The sequence below is a fragment of the Providencia sp. PROV268 genome (genome assembly GCF_028477805.1).
GTDB classification, from domain to species: domain Bacteria; phylum Pseudomonadota; class Gammaproteobacteria; order Enterobacterales; family Enterobacteriaceae; genus Providencia; species Providencia stuartii.
Genome location: NZ_JAMPLW010000027.1, coordinates 1 through 18,305 on the forward strand (window position 1 = coordinate 1; position 18,305 = coordinate 18,305).

Here is an 18,305-nt window from a genome sequence, read left to right on the forward strand (position 1 = left end):
GGGTGGGCTAAAGATACAGTCACTGTATATCACTTCACAGATAAAGCAGGATATGAAGCAATAATTAGAAGTGGTGAAATCAGAATGAGTTCACCACCACCAAAAAGTGGTAATAAACAGGGGGTCTATGTTACTCCGACTTCACCAGAAGCTCTAGGACATAAGATCGCAACAAGTTTAAATATTACTTCAAATAAAGCAACTCATGTATTTAAACTTGAAGTGCCAAAAAATAGTATTAAACTACCTAAAAACGTTAAGCAAGGAGGTAATAGCGGTAGAGGTAGCCAACATAAGCGTGTCATTTATTCTAATATAAAACTTAATACTGTAGATTGGATAGCAGGGGAAGTGATACAAGTACCGAATAAAAAAGGTGCATTGACGGAAAGAAGTGTAAATTGGAAAACAGGCAGCACTAAATGTTAGTATGTAGATGAGGTTTATAATGAAATATGGAAATACATTTATTCTGCAAAATGAGACACCGTTTTTTTTTGATAAGTTAGCGAAGTTCTTGGCATCAAATAAAATGATGGATTATTCATTTGAAATGGCTTACTCAAGTGAAAAAAAAGCAGTATCATATGAATTTAATGAATATGATGAATTTGATGTTTTTTTTATGTCAAAATATAATGGAGAGTTGAAATCTGTTGATGTATTGGATGTTGATATTATATGTTACCCTGTTAGTTTGATTAATAACATAGAGTTTGTTAGGGATATTTCTAGCTATATTTCCCCTGATGATGGCTTTTTGATAATACATATATTTTCAGATATTGACGATTTATCAAGCCTATATAAATCTGGATTTTGTCAAACGAAAAGAAGTAAAGCATTCCGATTGGAGATATATAACGTAGAGTGGGAGGCAATAAAATTACCCGACCCCAATTTATATATTAACTCTTTAAGTGAAGAAGTCTATCAAGAGATAGATAGTGGCTACGATTTAATTGATTTAGGCCCTGTCATGATATCTCTTAATAAGGTAACCCATATAAATATGTCATATATTGACAATTTAAATGAATTTAATGATTTCGAGTATGCAGAGTTTAATAAAGTAGTTGATGAAATTGGGGTCGCATTAAGTTTACCATAATACACATTACATTGCTTTATATCATAGAAAGAAAAATGATTCATTAATCAAAATCGATAGAAAAACAAATAACATAAGGCTACTGGAGAGTTTCATCGAAATAATTAAAAGCAAAAGGTCGTGACTCATTCATAATTGGGCTATTTTTCTATAGATACTGCTGGATCCAGTTTATATAACTGGACTCAGCAGTATCAGAAAAGTACGAATCAGTCTGATATTTACGAGCTGACAACAGAAAAATACCTACCGAGAAACGAGGGTATAACACGTGTGGACGTATCCCCATATCAAGTTGTACATCATAGGCATAAATCGATGTTCACAACACTGATATTTGACTGACACACTAACACTATGACCATAAACACCAGATTATTGCGGTCGATATTCACCAAGGCCCACTGGGTTATGAGCGCGCGGAATACCGTTATGATATCCTCGGGCGGCGAATTGAAAAACGCTTATGGAAAGCCAGTGCGATAGCCAATACCATCACTTACCCACCCGTGAGCCGGATGAAGTGCAAACCTTTGGCTGGGTGGGGATGGTGCTTACCCATGAGCACAGTAGCACCAAACCGCACACCACGGTGTACCATGCGTACAATGACCACAGTTATACCTCTTTAGCCCGTATTGAGTGCACGGATACCCCCGTCAATCCACGGTGCGCCATCTATTACACGCACAGTGGCTTAAACGGATTGCCGGAGGCGCTCACCAACGGTGACGGTCATCTCGTTTGGCAAGGTCAATAGGGTGTTTGGGGGAATTTACAGCGTCAGGCCCGCCCTACCGGTGAGTTTAACCGTGAACAAAACCTGCGTTTTCAAGGGCAATATTTCGACAAAGAAACCGGCCTGCTCTATAATACCTTCAGGTACTACGCCCCGGATTTAGGCCGCTTTACCCAGCAAGACCCCATCGGGTTAGCGGGTGGATTGAATCTGTACCAGTATGCGCCGAATCCGCTGACATGGGTGGATCCGTGGGGGTTTCATGTTCAGCATGGAATCGATGTATTAGCTGAAGATTGATGGGTTCAAGGTGCTCACGCTCATATTGATAAAATAGCAATTGCAATTACATCAGGTAAGTATGGGAAAATAATTTATACCCTGTTTTTAGTAAAACAAATGTAGACACAATTGCTTGGAAAAAAACAGAAAAATCAGATCAATACCTAACAGAACCCAAAAATAAAGCTAAAGTAATAACTTATCTAGAGATATGCTAAAGTAAGATGGCCTACTAAAGCCGCAGAGTGGAGTCACTTACAAAAAGTATTGAATAATAATAGGTTAGTAAAAGGTGTAACAGAAAAAATCAAAGCTGTTAGAGATGAAAAAAATAATTGATATAATTGATATAATTAAATCCAAAGGTTTTTTTAACTCAATATATTTGGATGAGGATAGGAAGTACCTTTTGTCGCTTTGTCAAAAAGAGAGTTTTAAATCAGCAGAAATTTATACTATTAATATAAGTAATTTTTCTATTGAGTTATGTATAGCGAGACAAAAAAATAAAAGTTATGAAGCTATTAGTGTTTCTCAATGTACTGATAATGCTAATATTAATATGCATATAACGGATAATTTAGGAATAATGAATACCCCCCTAAATCAGTTTTTTCAGTTACAAGGTTCATCATTGCCAACATTTTCTGTTTGTTCTAAAGATGACATAGAGCAGATAGAATTACATTTTACTAATGGCTGTAAACTTATCTATGAAAACAAAAAGTCCGTACCTAACATTCTATTTAATTTCCTGTTTACAAATAATGGTTAGTTTTATAATCCTGATAAAGTTGACAGATGGTTTAAATTTTTAGCAGTATGCGCCGAATGGGGTAGGTTGTGTGGAACCATTGGGATTGAGTTGTAGTTTTTATGGTAAATCAAAGCGATGGCGAAATAATGAAACCGGACGTTATACAAAACGGCCAACGGATCCATATGAATTAGTTCATAATGACTAAGTAAAATATGGCAATGTTACTGTCCACTTCCCATTAATTGAGACGCACCAACTTAGAGTTTTCTAACTGTTTACGATAGGCCTCCGGAGGGAGGTGATTTAAGTTTTCGTGCGTTCGATTTTGGTTATAATCTTGTTGCCAAAACCACGCTAATTCTCTAACTTGGCTTAACGATTCAAATAAATACGCATTTAAAAATTCACGACGGAACGAACCATTAAAACGTTCGATAAAGCCATTTTGTTGTGGCTTTCTTGGTTGAATATGGCATAGCGAAATTTGGTTATCTTCACAATAATTCAATAAGTTAACTGAGAACAGCTCAGGCCCATTATCGACTCGGAGTTGCTTTGGTAACCCCCTTTCGATTTTTAAACGTTCAAGCACTCTGATAACACGTTCTGCCGGTAATGACGTATCAACCTCAATCGCTAAACATTCACGTGTTCCTTCATCAAGAATATTGAGTGTTCTGAACCGTTTACCGCAGTATAAACTGTCGTGCCTAAAATCCAGTGCCCATTGAATATTTGGGAATTTTTCTATCACTAATGGCTTCTTTTCACGCTTCGGAAGCACTTTTTTAACCCGTCGTTTCAGGTTTAGCCCCAATTGACAATAAACGCGATAAACTCGTTTATGATTAAAGGGATAGCCTTGAAATCGTAGTCGGAAATAGCATTTCCAAAATCCCGATTGTGGCGATTTAGCTAAAATGGTTTGTATAGCATCGATTACCACGCGGTCTTTTTTGCGCCAATCTATTCGCTGACGGTAAAATGTGGCTCGTGATAATGACGTCAGCTCACAAGCCTTAGTGACTGATAAGCCTGCCTCTTTTAATGATTGAGTACAGGCTCTCTTTTCAGCCACTACCAACCCTTTTTTGCGAAAAGCGCCTTCATCGCATGATTTTCAAGGCTAACTTCCGCAAAGAGCTTTTTCAGTTTCGCGTTTTCATCTTCAAGCTCTTTTAATCGTTTAACATCACTGGCTTCCATGCCACCATACTTTGATTTCTAATTATAATAAGTAGCATGACTGACCCCATTTTGACGGCAAGTATCGTCCACTTTCATGCCTGAATCAGCGAGTTTTAAAACATTAACGATTTGAGTTTCAGTAAAACGGGCTTTTTTCATCATGACCTCTGCAAATTTTAGGGCAGAAAATCTAATTATAGCTGTCTTATTTTAGGGGAAGTGGACAATAGCAAACTGCTCCACTTGATATTGCCCCTATGTTTCATATGGAAACTTTATGGTAACTATTTTCAATATTTGCGAAGTAGCTCTAAAAAATGACGCAAGTCACAGTTTTTATGTAAACTAGGTAACAGATATTATTGTTAAACCATTTAGAATAACTCGTTACTTGATGTGATGACGTCTTTACGCCATTCAAAAAAAGCAATCGATTAACTAAACGTAAGGAAGACGTTGTGGAACAGAAACAACACAGTGGTACTGCAACCATGAAAGATGTTGCTAATGCAGCGGGCGTATCAACGGCAACGGTCTCTAGAACATTAATGACACCTGAAAAAGTCTCTTTACAGACACGTCAGAAAGTAGAGCAAGCTGTGATGGATGTGGGCTACTATCCACATAACTTAGCAAGGAGCTACAAACGTAACGAATCAAAAACGATCTTGGCGATCGTTCCCGATATTAGTGATCCCTTTTTCAGTGATGTGATTTGTGGACTGGAAAAAGTTGCCGCGCAAGAAGGTTATTTTGTCTTGATTGGCGACTGCAAACATCAACAAAAACAAGAAAACGCCTTCATTAATCTGATTATTACGAAACAAATCGACGGGATGGTACTGTTAGGCTCGAATTTACCTTTCGATGTCTCTGCTGAAGAACAAAAAAATCTCCCCCCTATCGTGATGGCTAACGAGTTCTCTCCTGAACTTAAACTACCAACCGTACATATCGATAACCTAACATCTGCGTTTAATGCTACGCACTATTTACAGAAATTAGGTCATAAACGTATCGCTTGTATCGCGGGGCCTGAACATATGCCACACAGCCAGTATCGTTTAGAAGGGTATAAAAAAGCCATGCTGCGTACGGGTGAAAAATTACGCGAGCAATATATCGTTCGTGGTGATTTTACGCATGAAAGCGGTGCTGAGGCTGTCAAAACTTTACTTGCCCTACCTGAACCACCCACAGCGGTTTTTTGTCATAGTGATATCATGGCAATCGGTGCAATGTGGCAAGCAAAAAAATCAGGACTCATCCTTCCCGATGACCTATCTATTGTTGGGTTCGATAATCTAGAGCAGGCTCAGTATACATTGCCAGCCTTAACAACGATAAATCACCCTCGCGATGAAATTGGTCGCCATGCCATGTTATTACTGCTGGAACAACTACAAGGTAATAGTGTCACCCCTGGCTCTCGTCTCCTAGATTCTGATTTAATCATTAGAGAGAGTACAAAAGCGCCTAAAAGCTAGGCAAAGTCGTTCAGGTTAAGTAACATGTACCACCTAAATCATTCAAGCTGCAGTTTGTTGCTAAAACATCACCAACAATACTGCAACTTGAAATACGACGAGTATAAAACTGAATAATCACAGACACTCAATAACCTAGTGAATTAACAGCGTGGCACAAAAAGATTATGTAGCTCGCGGGCGGTCATCTGCCCGCCGTAAAACCAGTAAAGGCAAAGCCAAGAAAGCGCAAGGCCTACCGATGACAACATTAGTTGTTGCTGTCGGAATTGTTGTCTTGTTTGTGGGCGGCCTTTTCTATATCACTCAAAATAAGAAGGAATCCCCCCAAAGTACGGGAAGCCATTCATCATCAGCACCTGTCGATACTTTACCGCCTAAACCTGAAGAACGCTGGCGCTATATTAAAGAGCTAGAGCGTCGGGGTGTTGATACGCCAAACATTGAGCAGACGCAAAAGAGTACGGGTAGCAACATTATGCGCCCATCGGAGCTAACCCCTGAGCAGCGTCAACTACTAGAACAGATTGATTCAGATAGACGTGGCCCTGTGACGAATTTACCGGAAGTGCCTTATAATGGGCAGCCGGTTCCTCGTTCACAAGTGATCATTAAAGAACCAACTCAACCCGTCAATCCGCCAGTACAACGTAAAACTGTCACCTCGACCGAGGCAAAAACAGAAAATCGCCCTGTACAATCAACGCAGCCTGCACCCGTTGAAAGCAAACCCGCGAATAATTTACAAAATATGCTGGTTCAATGTGGTTCTTTCCGTACCGCGGAACAAGCAGAGTCCGTTCGTGCTACACTCGCTTTTGCAGGCATAGAAAGCCGAGTCACTGTTGGCGGCGGCTGGCATCGAATCGTACTTGGCCCTTATTCCAAGTCAACGGCAGAAAAAATGCGCGATCGTGCAAGCGGTGTTGGTGTCTCAGGTTGTATTCTTCGTGCCTCTGGGGGTTGAAAAATACAATCCCCTCCCCCATGTACTGTTTTAACGTACTATCAAGAGCGGCTATTACAGCATTTTGCTTGCTTCAAGTTACCCGTTTAAGAAGGCTGGTAACTTGAAAAATTGATACCCGCATTTTTTTCGTCATAAAACCAGGGGCTAACTCATGACAACAATCGTAAGTGTTCGCCGTAATGGCCAGGTCGTAATTGGTGGAGATGGGCAGGCGACGATGGGTAACACCGTCATGAAAGGCAATGTCCGCAAAGTTCGTCGCTTATATAACGACAAAGTTATTGCCGGATTTGCCGGTGGCACTGCCGACGCATTTACTCTTTTTGAACTGTTTGAGCGCAAGCTTGAACTTCACCAAGGCCATTTAACGAAGGCCGCTGTTGAGCTAGCAAAAGATTGGCGTACTGACCGTATGTTACGCAAACTTGAAGCTCTGCTAGCCGTAGCCGACGAACACACCTCTCTTATCATCACAGGTAACGGTGATGTCGTTCAGCCAGAAAATGATTTAATTGCTATAGGTTCAGGTGGCCCATATGCGCAAGCTGCGGCACGCGCACTACTTGAAAACACAGAATTAAGTGCTCGTGAAATCGCTGAAAAAGCACTTTCTATTGCCGGCGATATCTGTATCTATACCAACCACAATGTCAACTTTGAAGAAATTTCTTCAAAATCATAAGGATTACAGTATGTCCGAAATGACTCCACGCGAAATAGTTAGCGAACTCGATAATTATATTATTGGTCAAAACAAAGCTAAACGCTCTGTTGCAATTGCCCTACGTAACCGCTGGCGCCGTATGCAGCTGAATGAAACGTTACGTCACGAAGTCACACCAAAAAATATTTTAATGATTGGTCCAACGGGTGTCGGTAAGACTGAAATTGCTCGCCGCCTTGCAAAACTCGCTAACGCGCCATTCATCAAAGTTGAAGCGACAAAATTTACAGAAGTGGGTTATGTCGGTAAAGAAGTTGACTCTATCATTCGCGACTTAGCTGATTCTGCTGTCAAAATGGTCCGTCAACAATCCATTGAGAAAAACCGTTACCGTGCTGAAGAACTAGCTGAAGAACGTATTCTTGATGTTCTGATCCCACCTGCAAAAAATAATTGGGGTCAATCCGAGCCTGTTGATGAACAATCACCTGCTCGCCAATCTTTCCGTAAGAAATTACGTGAAGGTCAATTAGACGACAAAGAAATCGAAATTGAAGTCGCTGCGGCACCAATGGGTGTTGAGATCATGGCTCCTCCTGGCATGGAAGAGATGACTAATCAGCTACAATCTATGTTCCAAAATCTTGCGGGCCAAAAACAAAAAGCACGTAAGATGAAGATCAAAGAAGCGTTTAAACTGTTAGTGGAAGAAGAAGCCGCTAAGCTAGTCAACCCTGAAGAGCTGAAAGAGCAAGCTATCGAAGCGGTTGAACAGCACGGTATCGTCTTTATCGACGAATTCGACAAAATTTGTAAGCGCGGTGGTCAAACCTCTGGCCCTGACGTTTCTCGTGAAGGCGTACAGCGTGACCTGCTGCCACTGATCGAAGGTTGTACCGTTTCGACTAAGCATGGCATGGTCAAAACCGACCATATCCTCTTTATCGCATCGGGTGCATTCCAAGTTTCTAGCCCATCAGACTTGATCCCTGAATTACAAGGCCGTTTGCCAATTCGTGTTGAGCTACAAGCGCTGACAACAGAAGACTTTGTGCGTATCCTCACTGAGCCAAGTGCCTCTTTAACTGAGCAGTACAAAGCCTTGATGGCAACAGAAGGTGTGACGATTGAGTTTACTGACGATGGCATTCGCCGTATTGCGGAAGCGGCATGGCAAGTCAATGAATCAACTGAAAACATCGGTGCACGCCGCTTACATACCGTGTTAGAACGCTTGATGGAAGACATTTCCTATGATGCTAGCGAACGTAACGGCCAAACCATTCAAATCGATGCCGAGTATGTCAGACAGCACCTTGATGAACTGGTTGCAGATGAAGATCTAAGCAGATTTATTTTATAAGCTTATTAATTATCAGGTTTTCATGTATCCTTAAGATACGTTTAATAAAGTACAACGGTGACCCATCGTTGTACTTTATAATTTTACGTTAGACGGTAAATATTTAGCCTGTCGCGCAGCCATTACATCGCTTTCCATATGCACGTTTTCATGGACAAGCCGTATACGGTTTTTCACGCGAGGGCTTTTAATGTATTGTACACAACAAACCTGTGAAATTATTGAATGAGCTCATCTACTTCTATTAGCCGTAAGCAGGCTTGGCTAGAAAGTTTACGTCCTAAGACCTTACCATTAGGAGTCATAGCCATTATTACTGGCTCCGCACTGACCTATTTAACGGGTAATTTTAAATGGCCTGTTGCCCTATTAGCCATTATTACCGCAGGCTTACTGCAAATACTCTCTAATCTTGCAAATGACTATGGTGATGCCGTAAAAGGCTCAGATACCGCTGAACGTATTGGCCCTTTGCGTGGTATGCAAAAAGGGGTGATTACCCAAGCAGACATGAAAAAAGCATTAAAAATTAATATTATTGCTGCCTGTATTTCAGGCTTGCTGCTGGTTGTTGTCGCTTGTGAAAAACCTGAAGATGCCATTGGCTTTTTAGTGTTAGGATTAATCGCGATTGTCGCCGCTATCACCTATACCGTCGGGAAAAAACCTTACGGCTACTTAGGGTTAGGTGATATATCCGTCCTAATTTTCTTTGGCTGGCTGAGTGTGATGGGGACTTATTACCTACAAGCCAATACACTGAACATGATCACCTTTTTACCGGCTACAGCCTGTGGTTTACTCTCCGTTGCCGTACTGAATATTAATAATATGCGCGATATCGAAAATGACGTAAAAGCAGGTAAGAATACCCTTGCTGTGCGTTTAGGCCCATCAGGCGCGCGAATCTATCATGCTATTATTATTATTGTTGCTATACTCTGCTTAGCTTTCTTTAACTTACTTTATCTTCGTGGCTGGACGGGGTGGTTGTTCTTGCTTGCCGTTCCCATGTTAATGAACCATGTGCGTCGCGTACTCAGTGATCCAACCCCTGAAGGGATGCGCCCAATGTTAGAAAACATGGTAAAAGCCGCACTATTCACTAACGTTCTCTTTTCTATCGGTGTAATATTGAGTAAGTAATTGCTTATTTTTTGACTTAGCCCCCTTGTTTTTGGGAGGTGGATTTTGCCAATCACCTCTCAAAAGGGATATACTTTATCTCTCTTGCAGCAAATAAAGACCTATACACTATGAAATATGATACTTCCGAACTCTGTGATATCTACCAAGAAAGCGTCAATGTGGTAGAGCCTCTCTTTTCCAACTTTGGTGGACGTACTTCATTTGGCGGTCAAATCATTACGGTCAAGTGCTTTGAAGACAATGGCCTACTATATGATTTGCTGGAAGAAGACGGTCATGGTCGTATTCTCCTTGTCGATGGTGGCGGCTCTGTACGCAAAGCCCTCATTGATGCGGAACTTGCTCGCTTAGCCGTTGATAACCACTGGGAAGGTATTGTGGTTTATGGCGCTGTACGCCAAGTAGACGCATTGATGGAGTTAGATCTGGGTATTCAAGCAATTGCCGCCATACCGGCAGGCTGCCCAGATGAAGGTATTGGCGAAAGCGATATTCGCGTCAATTTTGGCGGCGTTACCTTCTTCTCGGGTGACTATCTCTATGCAGATAACACAGGCATCATCTTATCAGAAGAACCACTTTCAACTCAGGATGGTAGCGAGTTTGAAGTACTAGACGACGACCTCTAATCATCAATCGCATGATCATACGGTTTCAAAAAAGAAGGGCTGATAATGATATCAGCCCTTCTTTTTATGGTTCTGTGGTACAAAGTACAATTTGGCTATTCCCCTATCACAAGGGATAGCAACGTAAAAATCCTAACGACTCATGCCAAGCTATTTCAACTTTTGATATCAATAGATAACCTACAATCATCAGCAACAGCTATAACTTATTGACCCTATGTACCCCTAGATAATTCGTGTTGCTGCTCGTCAGCGGTCATAGGTTATCGCGATGAGCATACATAAGTATGCCATTCAGGTAACCAAAAGAAGCCAACAACGCTGCTGCGCGAAATATAACCGGTATTTTAGACTTCTTCCATTTTACCCAGCAAACCACGCAGACGCTCTTGCCACGATTGTTGCTCTTGTTTCAGTTGTTCGTTTTCACGTACCAGTGATTCGGTGCCCGATTTCGCATTATCCAGTTCTTGAACAAGCGCACTATTTTTATCTTTTAGCTCATCGATTTCCATTTGTAACAGTGTGATGGTATCAATCGCTTGTTGGACTTTTGCTTCTAGTTTCTCAAATACTTCAAATGACATTCTTCTGACCTCCCATGTAAGCTTTAATATCGATTGTAAGTAGCATGATCCTCTGTGTCTAGTGGCTTGACTCTGATTCCCCAAATCCCTTATTTTAAAACACTGGTCTGATCACATCGTAAAGGTCGATTGCGTCACTATTTTTGGTCGTTTTCTTTCGTTTTGGTGATGTAACACACATATTTCAATTTCGATATTTCTCGTTTGCGCTCATTAACGATAAATTTACACTATAGGTTTTCACTTTGAAGATCTTAACCTGAAAAACATTACAATAATTTTAATTTTCGTAGGATAGAAGATATGAGCCAAACGACCACGACTACACTTACCGGTCAGTGCATCTCAGAATTTTTAGGTACTGCACTCATCGTATTCTTTGGTTTAGGCTGTGTTGCAGCAGTCCGAATCGCCGGAGCACAACTTGGCCTCTGGGAAATCAGTATCATATGGGGCTTTGGTGTTGCACTCGCTGTATACTTAACCGCTGGCATCTCTGGGGCTCACCTTAACCCTGCCGTAACCATTGCACTTTGGTTATTTGCTAGCTTCGAAAGACATAAAGTCGCACCTTACATCGTTGCACAAATGTTAGGAGGTTTCTTCGCTGCCGCCTTAGTTTATGCGATGTACTCACCTGTATTCATTGATTACGACCAAGTTCACCACATTATTCGTGGCACACAAGAAAGCCTCTTTACTGCTGGTGTATTCTCTACTTACCCAGCCCCGCAAATTAGCGAAATGCACGCCTTCTTTATTGAGGTGGTTATCGCTGCCATCCTCCTGTGCCTAATTTTGGCTTTAACCGATGATGGTAACGGTATTCCACGTGGGCCTCTAGCACCGCTATTAATTGGTATTCTGATTGCCGTTATTGGTGGTTCATTCGGCCCACTAACAGGTTTCGCCTTAAACCCTGCTCGAGATTTCGGACCAAAAGTTGTTGCTTATCTCGCAGGCTGGGGGGATATTGCCCTGACAGGTGGACGTGAAATTCCTTATTTCTTAGTACCATTGATTGCTCCTATCGTTGGCGCTCTGATTGGTGCATTCGGTTACCGCATGCTGATCACTCGTCACTTACCAGGTTTCGTGCATACGAAAAAAGACGAGCCATCAAAAACATCTAGTAAAAACGCTTAATCATCACCGGAACAGGTTTAAATTATGACAACAGAAACAAATATCGAGAAAAAATATATTGTCGCTCTTGATCAGGGAACAACCAGTTCGCGGGCCGTTGTACTCGATCACGACGCCAATATCATCAGTATTTCACAGCGTGAGTTCACTCAAATCTATCCTAAGCCAGGCTGGGTAGAACATGACCCAATGGAAATTTGGGCAACACAAAGCTCAACGCTTATCGAAGTATTGGCAAAAGCAGATATTCGTACCGATGAAGTTGCAGGTATCGGGATCACTAACCAACGTGAAACCACCATTGTTTGGGAAAAAGCAACAGGTAAGCCAATTTATAATGCGATTGTTTGGCAGTGCCGTCGTACTGCGGATTTCTGTACTCATCTCAAACAGAATGATAAAGAGCTAGAAGAGTATATTCGCCAAAATACTGGCCTCGTTGTTGACCCCTATTTCTCTGGTACTAAAGTGAAATGGATTTTAGACCATGTTGAAGGTGCTCGCGAACGCGCTGAAAAAGGGGAATTACTATTCGGTACAGTAGATACATGGCTCGTATGGAAAATGACCCAAGGCCGTGTTCATGTAACCGACTACACGAACGCTTCTCGTACCATGATGTTTAATATCCGCAATCTGGAATGGGATGATAAGATCCTTAAAGCGTTGAATATTCCGCGTGCAATGCTGCCAGAAGTTCGCCCATCGTCTGAAGTTTATGGCCAAACTAACATTGGTGGTAAAGGCGGTACTCGTATTCCTATCTCTGGTATTGCAGGTGACCAACAAGCCGCGCTCTATGGCCAGTTATGTGTGAAAGAAGGCATGGCAAAAAATACCTATGGTACAGGTTGCTTCTTGCTAATGAACACAGGTGAAACAGCGGTTCGTTCAAACCATGGACTGCTGACAACTATTGCGTGTGGCCCAAGAGGCGAAGTGAACTATGCCCTTGAAGGTGCGGTATTCGTTGGCGGCGCATCTATTCAATGGCTACGTGATGAGCTGAAACTGATTGATGAATCCACCGACTCTGAATATTTCGCAACAAAAGTGAAAGACAGCAATGGCGTCTATGTGGTGCCAGCCTTCACCGGTTTAGGCGCACCATACTGGGATCCGTATGCGCGTGGTGCTATTTTCGGCCTAACACGTGGTGCTAACCGTAACCATATTATCCGTGCAACACTGGAATCTATTGCTTATCAAACTCGCGATGTGCTAGATGCGATGCAAGCCGATGCGGAAACGCGCCTTGCAGCACTCCGTGTAGATGGTGGTGCGGTTGCGAACAACTTCTTAATGCAGTTCCAAGCAGATATTTTAGGAACGTCTGTGGAACGCCCAGAAGTTCGCGAAAGCACGGCTTTAGGTGCAGCTTACCTTGCAGGCCTTGCGGTTGGTTTCTGGAAAAGCCTCGACGAGCTACAAAGCAAAGCAACAATTGAGCGTGTGTTCAAGCCAGGTATTGAAACAACCGAACGTAACTATAAATACGGTGGTTGGAAAAAAGCCGTGGCTCGCGCACAAGAGTGGGAAGACCGCGCGTAATCCCTCTTCACTCCTGATATAGATCCATAAGGCAGCACCTTACCGTGTTGCCTTATTTATTTCATATCATAGCTAATTAATTATTTATTAAATAGTTAGCTCATTAGTGTACAAATAATAAATTAGACATTCTCTATGCCTCATTGAAAAATGCAGAAATCCTAAATGGGATTAATGATATTTTTTAAGATGATGGAGAACGGCGATGGATAGCCAGAACAAATATCTAACGGATCTTAGTGATTTTTTACGCCATGAAATACACCAAGAACATATTAAATTCGGGTATTACCAATCTCGGGGCAGAGTGGCGGTGATCGCCCAAAATACAGCACTACTTAACGCCCTAAAGCAGGATCCAGACCAATCACCCGACAGCCAAACCCTGTTTTTAGTGATGAGTTGGTTGATGGGTAAACCACGACAACCCGCCAGCCGCACAACTCACTCTCTCTTAAGCAGTATCAGCCCCGATAAATTTTCAGGCAGTACCATCCACCCTAACCACAATCTGTTTGTTGATACTTTTGATTCACCTTATCAATGGCAGGAAGGTGAAACGCGGGCCGCTGAGCAACTGGCCGATGCCCTACTCCCAAGCGGGCAATGGCACCGCCACTACGATATCGTTGTACTGTCATCAAAGGCGACAGAGCAGCAAGTGTCTCTGATTCAACATTGGATGTTACTGACAGGGGGGAGCGTGTTAATTTATCAAGAGGAAGAAACCTCCTCCGCAATAAAAAAATTACTTGATACAATCATCCCTCCACATGACCGACATATCCGCCCATCGTCTACACAGATAGCATCAAACCAGCCCACACAAACAGGAATTGCCGTTTATAGCCAAAAGAAAACAGAGCCACAAGCAAATAGGCAGCCCACTCATATAATGACTCTTCCCCATTTGCAAAACTTAACATCGCCTCTCCCCCACCAGCAAATAGATACCGTCTGGATTTATGATGCTAAGATCATTATCCCAAAAGCAGGGAAATACACCTTTGCGCTTGATACATCAAGGATAGAGCAGGATATACAGCTAGAAATAGGAACTCAAAAAATAACAGTGACAAAAGGGGAGCAAACCCCAACACTCACTTTCAACCATTTAAAGGAAGGTGAGCGATGCGCTATGCGGATCACCACCACAACCGATGGGCGACCTCCTGAGTTTCGTCTTGGTTGGGCACCACCAAATACCGACACATTAGCGTTGATCCCTCAAGAGGCCTTTGTGCATGAGCCTATTTTGCAAAACTCAGCCCCCATAAAAAAAGCACCGCGATACCGTGACGAAATGCCACTTGCAGATGTGATGCGAATGGCGCCTTCTATTCATGGCGTCCAGCAGGTTATCTCACTCCCTTCAACAGCAATAAACCAACTGGCTTTAACCGACGAGCGACTGCGTGAAATTGAATATTTTTCTGTCACCTTAAAAAAAGGGAGCCAGCAACAAATCCTAAAGTTAGATGATATTGCGCTCACCTCACATGCATCATGGCAAACACTCGCTAAAGACATTGAACACAAAATTAATCAGCGATTAGCGCCATTAGCGGCTCCTATTACTGTTGATTACCGTGATCACACCTTAACCTTAAAAGGAAACGGGTTAACTTTCACACAATTTCAACTGAAAAAAAGCCAGCAGATCCCTTATGTTGAGATCTTAAAGAACGTCACAACCGTTCAAGCGCCACAATCCGTCACTCACTCTATTCATTTTACGTTAGAGCAGCTCAATAGCCTGACACATATCACCCTATCGTTAACAGGCAAACATGGTCGTCAAATCAACTTGATACGTCGCGCCTTCAAATCTGCTAACGTGCAATTTGCCTCACCAGAAGAATTTGCAGGCTACTTACAGCGTGCCCTTCGCCACTATAGTCAAGATACTTCACTACAGGTTGTTTGGGATGATAAAGATGAGTGCTTAAAGGTGATTGACCACGTTAATCGAGCGCTTAAAGCGCTTAGCTTTGGTTACCAAGAGCAAAAACACCCCTTAATCATTGCTGAAAACACAACTGAGTTGCCTAACCACCTCACCGTCGGGGCCATCACAGGAAAGTTGCCTCAACATGCTAATATTAGCCACTATCAACAACTCGAAGGGGCTAAGTCAGGCTCAATCAGGCTAAATAGCCATACTGGGGAATGGTTCTATCTGCCTAATCGCCGTTCGCCTTTTACTGGTCATGACCAATTTGATTTTGTGGCGATATTCAAAGATGGTCGGCGATCGGCTCCTCTATCCATCCAAATACAAACAGAAAAAGCACCTATCCTATCGCGTCCAGGAATAAGGACATTCAGTGTCCCCGACCCTATTTACAATCCACCAGCCGCACGTAACTACGCTGTACCTGAAGATATGCAAGTGCATGGCATTACCCTCACACAAACCCACCAACAGCATCCAGACTCCCCCTATTTAAGCTTAATCGCTCACCGCTGGGCGCTGGTTAAAGTCGATATTACAAGCCGAACCGCAGCGAATGCCCCCGATATTGTCGCTATTGTTAGCGATCAGCAAGGAAACGAACTAGGAAGGGTAAGATTGATGGGGCCGCGGCAACTTCCACAACAATTAGCCGATATGCCTGTCGCCCCGTCAGTCAGTCACAAAATTGCCGACCAGCTAAGCTACAGTGCCCCCTTAAAAGGAGCATGGATAAAACCCGATATTCGTATTCGTCTAATCGCGGATAATCAGCCTATCACGCTGCCTTACACCGATAGTGATGGCTACTTTTCCCCTAAGGTCACTGAGGTGCCTCCGCTGACCGCGCGAGTAGCAAACCATCATCTCTATCAAACAGGAGAAGGGCTTTATGCATACTCTCCACTGAGTTGGGGAAAAGAGGCGGTTGCTAAGTTACCGGTCTCACAGCTTACGCTCCATAGTAGCCCGTCACATACACTTGCTCCTGTACTTTCGGGTTATATTCACCCTAATTTTTATGCCTCTACATTGACCATGCCGCAATACGATAAAAGAAACCCGTTCTTTGATCCTGCTAACTTGCACATTGCATGGGCCTACCAACAAAGTGATTGGATAAAAAAGGCTAACGGTACGCACCATGAGTTATATTATACGGCGATACAGCCATCGATTTACGGTTCATTGCTGGGAATGGCGTCACCACTTTTTGGTGGTGGGATCGCCCAATCAGATGTGTTATGGCATGAAATATTTGGGCATGGCTTAGGATTATCGCATACGAATCACCCATATTATCCATTTTCCAAACAGAGTAATGGCCCTGAAATTGCTTATGACCAAGCACGTAGCGCCTATATTACCTATCGTTATACTCACCCCGAAAATAGAAGCACTCAAGAGATCCGGCCTGCCATGTACCCAACGGCGGGGGAAAACAATAAGGCCCCCTATGATGCATTTATTCCCCATTCATCTCACTACAACCAGAAAATTCAGCGGTTTTTATCACGACCAATACCAACATCGAACAGACAGCAAAACCACCCTGTTTATTGGGTCAGTGGTTCGATAGTTACCTTACCCGATGGTAATAACCATCCTTATAGCCACCTTAATATTCAGCGTACTCTTGGGGATCTCCCTATCGTGGCACAACGAGACAAATTGCGTGATATACCCCATGTGTACTTATTAGTTGCCACTTATGCAACCCAAAATGGACTCATGACGACAGATAGCTGCCCGATTGAAGATATTAAATCCATTAGCTTAAATATGGCTGATCATGGCGAATTAGTGAAAATTCAAATAATGAAAGCCGATAATCAACAGCCGATTTACACCTATGCCAATCCGGACGCTTTAGCCAATCGGCTCTTTCACCAATATCAGGCCAATCAGCCATTACAATATGTCACTCTCGATAATTACTGGTGTGGTAGCCCGCTGTTCTGGTCTGCTACCGATCCCCATTTAATCGACTTTTCAACGGGTCGGGTCAACAATCAAAGGATAACCCCAAATAGCGCTCTGTGTGCTACTTGGATTAGCGATGGACAACGCCACCAACAATATTTCTCTTTGAGTGACCCTTGGGGTAAGAATGGGCAAATCAATACAAAGCAACCTTTTCTCCCCATCAACCACTTAACGTTGCAGGCTGACAGGCGAACAACACCCTTGGCGCATTACAATATCGAAGCGAATGCCCCACTGCTTGCCGATGTTTACATTAATCAAACTGTTGATATCACAACGCTACAACTCCCTAAAGAGCAACAGCATTATTGGGTAACCTTATTGGTCGAAGATCCATCAGGTGATATTCGTGAACAAACCCCATTAGCGCCGTGGCAGATCACTCGCCAAGGGGAGCTATTGTCGATTATTGGTACCACCGACAGCACACCAAACCTGAAAATAACGGCAATCCGAATTTATCTCGACAAACACCTGCAAGATGACACGCCCCCAAGTACGGTGACATTGACGCGAAACCACACCGCCACCATCACCGAAAATACACGCTTTTTGGATTATAACCAGCCAGTGATATTCAATCACATAGAGCAGCAACCGGAGCTAATCGCCATGATGGAGAAAACAGCAAATCAAACGATGGCGATAAATGAAGGGAGATTACCGAGCACGCCAAGGGTCATTTCAGCGCCCCTTACCGTATAAAACTAAGCAGGCGATGAGTGATCGCCTGCTATCA

15 protein-coding genes and 1 pseudogene are annotated in these 18,305 nt (G+C 42.8%); 14 read left to right on the plus strand and 2 right to left on the minus strand.

From position 1 onward, the window contains the following. From PR699_RS17320 to PR699_RS17335, 5 genes are all read left to right on the plus strand, one after another. Positions 1–429: HYD1 signature containing ADP-ribosyltransferase family protein (locus PR699_RS17320; RefSeq protein ID WP_272577864.1), on the plus strand; the 429-nt coding region annotated here is incomplete at its 5' end. A 19-nt stretch (positions 430–448) separates the two neighbouring features. Continuing rightward, positions 449–1,111, plus strand: a complete 663-nt coding sequence (locus PR699_RS17325) for a hypothetical protein (RefSeq protein WP_014657249.1) — start codon at positions 449–451, stop codon at positions 1,109–1,111. Positions 1,112–1,577: 466 nt separating this feature from the next. Further along, a complete protein-coding gene (locus tag PR699_RS19715; protein WP_014657248.1) occupies positions 1,578–1,871 on the plus strand; it encodes an RHS domain-containing protein in 294 nt (97 codons plus the stop codon). Positions 1,872–1,934: 63 nt separating this feature from the next. Then, on the plus strand, positions 1,935–2,150 hold the full coding sequence (locus tag PR699_RS19720; protein ID WP_368913035.1) for an RHS repeat-associated core domain-containing protein: 216 nt from the start codon (positions 1,935–1,937) through the stop codon (positions 2,148–2,150). A gap of 304 nt (positions 2,151–2,454) precedes the next feature. Then, the gene (locus PR699_RS17335; protein WP_014657247.1) at positions 2,455–2,907 is read left to right on the plus strand and encodes a hypothetical protein; all 453 of its coding nucleotides are present in this window, start codon (positions 2,455–2,457) and stop codon (positions 2,905–2,907) included. A 223-nt stretch (positions 2,908–3,130) separates the two neighbouring features. Here PR699_RS17335 and PR699_RS17340 read toward each other — a convergent pair. Then, a pseudogene (locus PR699_RS17340) lies at positions 3,131–4,239 on the minus strand (IS3 family transposase). A gap of 299 nt (positions 4,240–4,538) precedes the next feature. On the opposite strand from PR699_RS17340, the gene cytR reads away from it, so the two are divergent. The 6 genes from cytR (at position 4,539) to rraA (ending at position 10,342) form a co-directional block, all read left to right on the plus strand. Then, positions 4,539–5,567 carry a DNA-binding transcriptional regulator CytR gene (gene cytR, locus PR699_RS17345; RefSeq protein WP_004924634.1) on the plus strand — a complete coding sequence of 343 codons (1,029 nt, stop codon included), beginning with the start codon at positions 4,539–4,541 and terminating at the stop codon, positions 5,565–5,567. 151 nt (positions 5,568–5,718) lie between these two features. Beyond that, positions 5,719–6,534, plus strand: coding sequence for a cell division protein FtsN (gene ftsN, locus PR699_RS17350; RefSeq protein WP_014657243.1), 816 nt, complete (start codon positions 5,719–5,721; stop codon positions 6,532–6,534). Between the two features lie 154 nt (positions 6,535–6,688). After that, positions 6,689–7,219, plus strand: coding sequence for an ATP-dependent protease subunit HslV (hslV, locus tag PR699_RS17355; RefSeq protein WP_004924640.1), 531 nt, complete (start codon positions 6,689–6,691; stop codon positions 7,217–7,219). Between the two features lie 10 nt (positions 7,220–7,229). After that, on the plus strand, positions 7,230–8,564 hold the full coding sequence (hslU, locus tag PR699_RS17360) for an HslU--HslV peptidase ATPase subunit (RefSeq protein ID WP_014657242.1): 1,335 nt from the start codon (positions 7,230–7,232) through the stop codon (positions 8,562–8,564). 225 nt (positions 8,565–8,789) lie between these two features. Then, positions 8,790–9,710, plus strand: a complete 921-nt coding sequence (locus PR699_RS17365) for a 1,4-dihydroxy-2-naphthoate polyprenyltransferase (protein WP_004924644.1) — start codon at positions 8,790–8,792, stop codon at positions 9,708–9,710. Between the two features lie 110 nt (positions 9,711–9,820). Further along, positions 9,821–10,342, plus strand: a complete 522-nt coding sequence (rraA, locus tag PR699_RS17370) for a ribonuclease E activity regulator RraA (protein ID WP_014657241.1) — start codon at positions 9,821–9,823, stop codon at positions 10,340–10,342. Between the two features lie 347 nt (positions 10,343–10,689). On the opposite strand, the gene zapB is transcribed toward rraA, so the two are convergent. After that, positions 10,690–10,929: a cell division protein ZapB gene (gene zapB / locus PR699_RS17375; RefSeq protein WP_004924650.1), complete on the minus strand. Its 240-nt coding sequence runs from the start codon at positions 10,927–10,929 to the stop codon at positions 10,690–10,692. Between the two features lie 303 nt (positions 10,930–11,232). Here zapB and PR699_RS17380 point away from each other — a divergent pair, with 303 nt between their 5' ends. The 3 genes from PR699_RS17380 to PR699_RS17390 all read left to right on the plus strand — a co-directional run bounded on the left by PR699_RS17380 (position 11,233) and on the right by PR699_RS17390 (position 18,271). After that, a complete protein-coding gene (locus PR699_RS17380; RefSeq protein WP_004924651.1) occupies positions 11,233–12,075 on the plus strand; it encodes an MIP/aquaporin family protein in 843 nt (280 codons plus the stop codon). 24 nt (positions 12,076–12,099) lie between these two features. Then, positions 12,100–13,626 (plus strand): glycerol kinase GlpK, encoded by a 1,527-nt coding sequence (glpK, locus tag PR699_RS17385; RefSeq protein ID WP_004924654.1) that lies wholly within the window; start codon positions 12,100–12,102, stop codon positions 13,624–13,626. Between the two features lie 205 nt (positions 13,627–13,831). Continuing rightward, positions 13,832–18,271 (plus strand): hypothetical protein, encoded by a 4,440-nt coding sequence (locus tag PR699_RS17390; protein ID WP_050979599.1) that lies wholly within the window; start codon positions 13,832–13,834, stop codon positions 18,269–18,271. The last annotated feature ends 34 nt before the right edge of the window (positions 18,272–18,305 follow it).

What these genes read in the sequence shown, in the direction of transcription:
- glpK (WP_004924654.1), top strand. Translation starts at nt 12,100, where the DNA reads ATGACAACAGAAACAAATATCGAGAAAAAATATATTGTCGCTCTTGAT.
- PR699_RS17335 (WP_014657247.1), top strand. Translation starts at nt 2,455, where the DNA reads ATGAAAAAAATAATTGATATAATTGATATAATTAAATCCAAAGGTTTT.
- PR699_RS17390 (WP_050979599.1), top strand. Translation starts at nt 13,832, where the DNA reads ATGGATAGCCAGAACAAATATCTAACGGATCTTAGTGATTTTTTACGC.
- hslV (WP_004924640.1), top strand. Translation starts at nt 6,689, where the DNA reads ATGACAACAATCGTAAGTGTTCGCCGTAATGGCCAGGTCGTAATTGGT.
- hslU (WP_014657242.1), top strand. Translation starts at nt 7,230, where the DNA reads ATGTCCGAAATGACTCCACGCGAAATAGTTAGCGAACTCGATAATTAT.
- PR699_RS17365 (WP_004924644.1), top strand. Translation starts at nt 8,790, where the DNA reads ATGAGCTCATCTACTTCTATTAGCCGTAAGCAGGCTTGGCTAGAAAGT.
- PR699_RS19715 (WP_014657248.1), top strand. Translation starts at nt 1,578, where the DNA reads ATGGAAAGCCAGTGCGATAGCCAATACCATCACTTACCCACCCGTGAG.
- PR699_RS17325 (WP_014657249.1), top strand. Translation starts at nt 449, where the DNA reads ATGAAATATGGAAATACATTTATTCTGCAAAATGAGACACCGTTTTTT.
- zapB (WP_004924650.1), bottom strand. Translation starts at nt 10,929, where the DNA reads ATGTCATTTGAAGTATTTGAGAAACTAGAAGCAAAAGTCCAACAAGCG.
- rraA (WP_014657241.1), top strand. Translation starts at nt 9,821, where the DNA reads ATGAAATATGATACTTCCGAACTCTGTGATATCTACCAAGAAAGCGTC.
- PR699_RS17380 (WP_004924651.1), top strand. Translation starts at nt 11,233, where the DNA reads ATGAGCCAAACGACCACGACTACACTTACCGGTCAGTGCATCTCAGAA.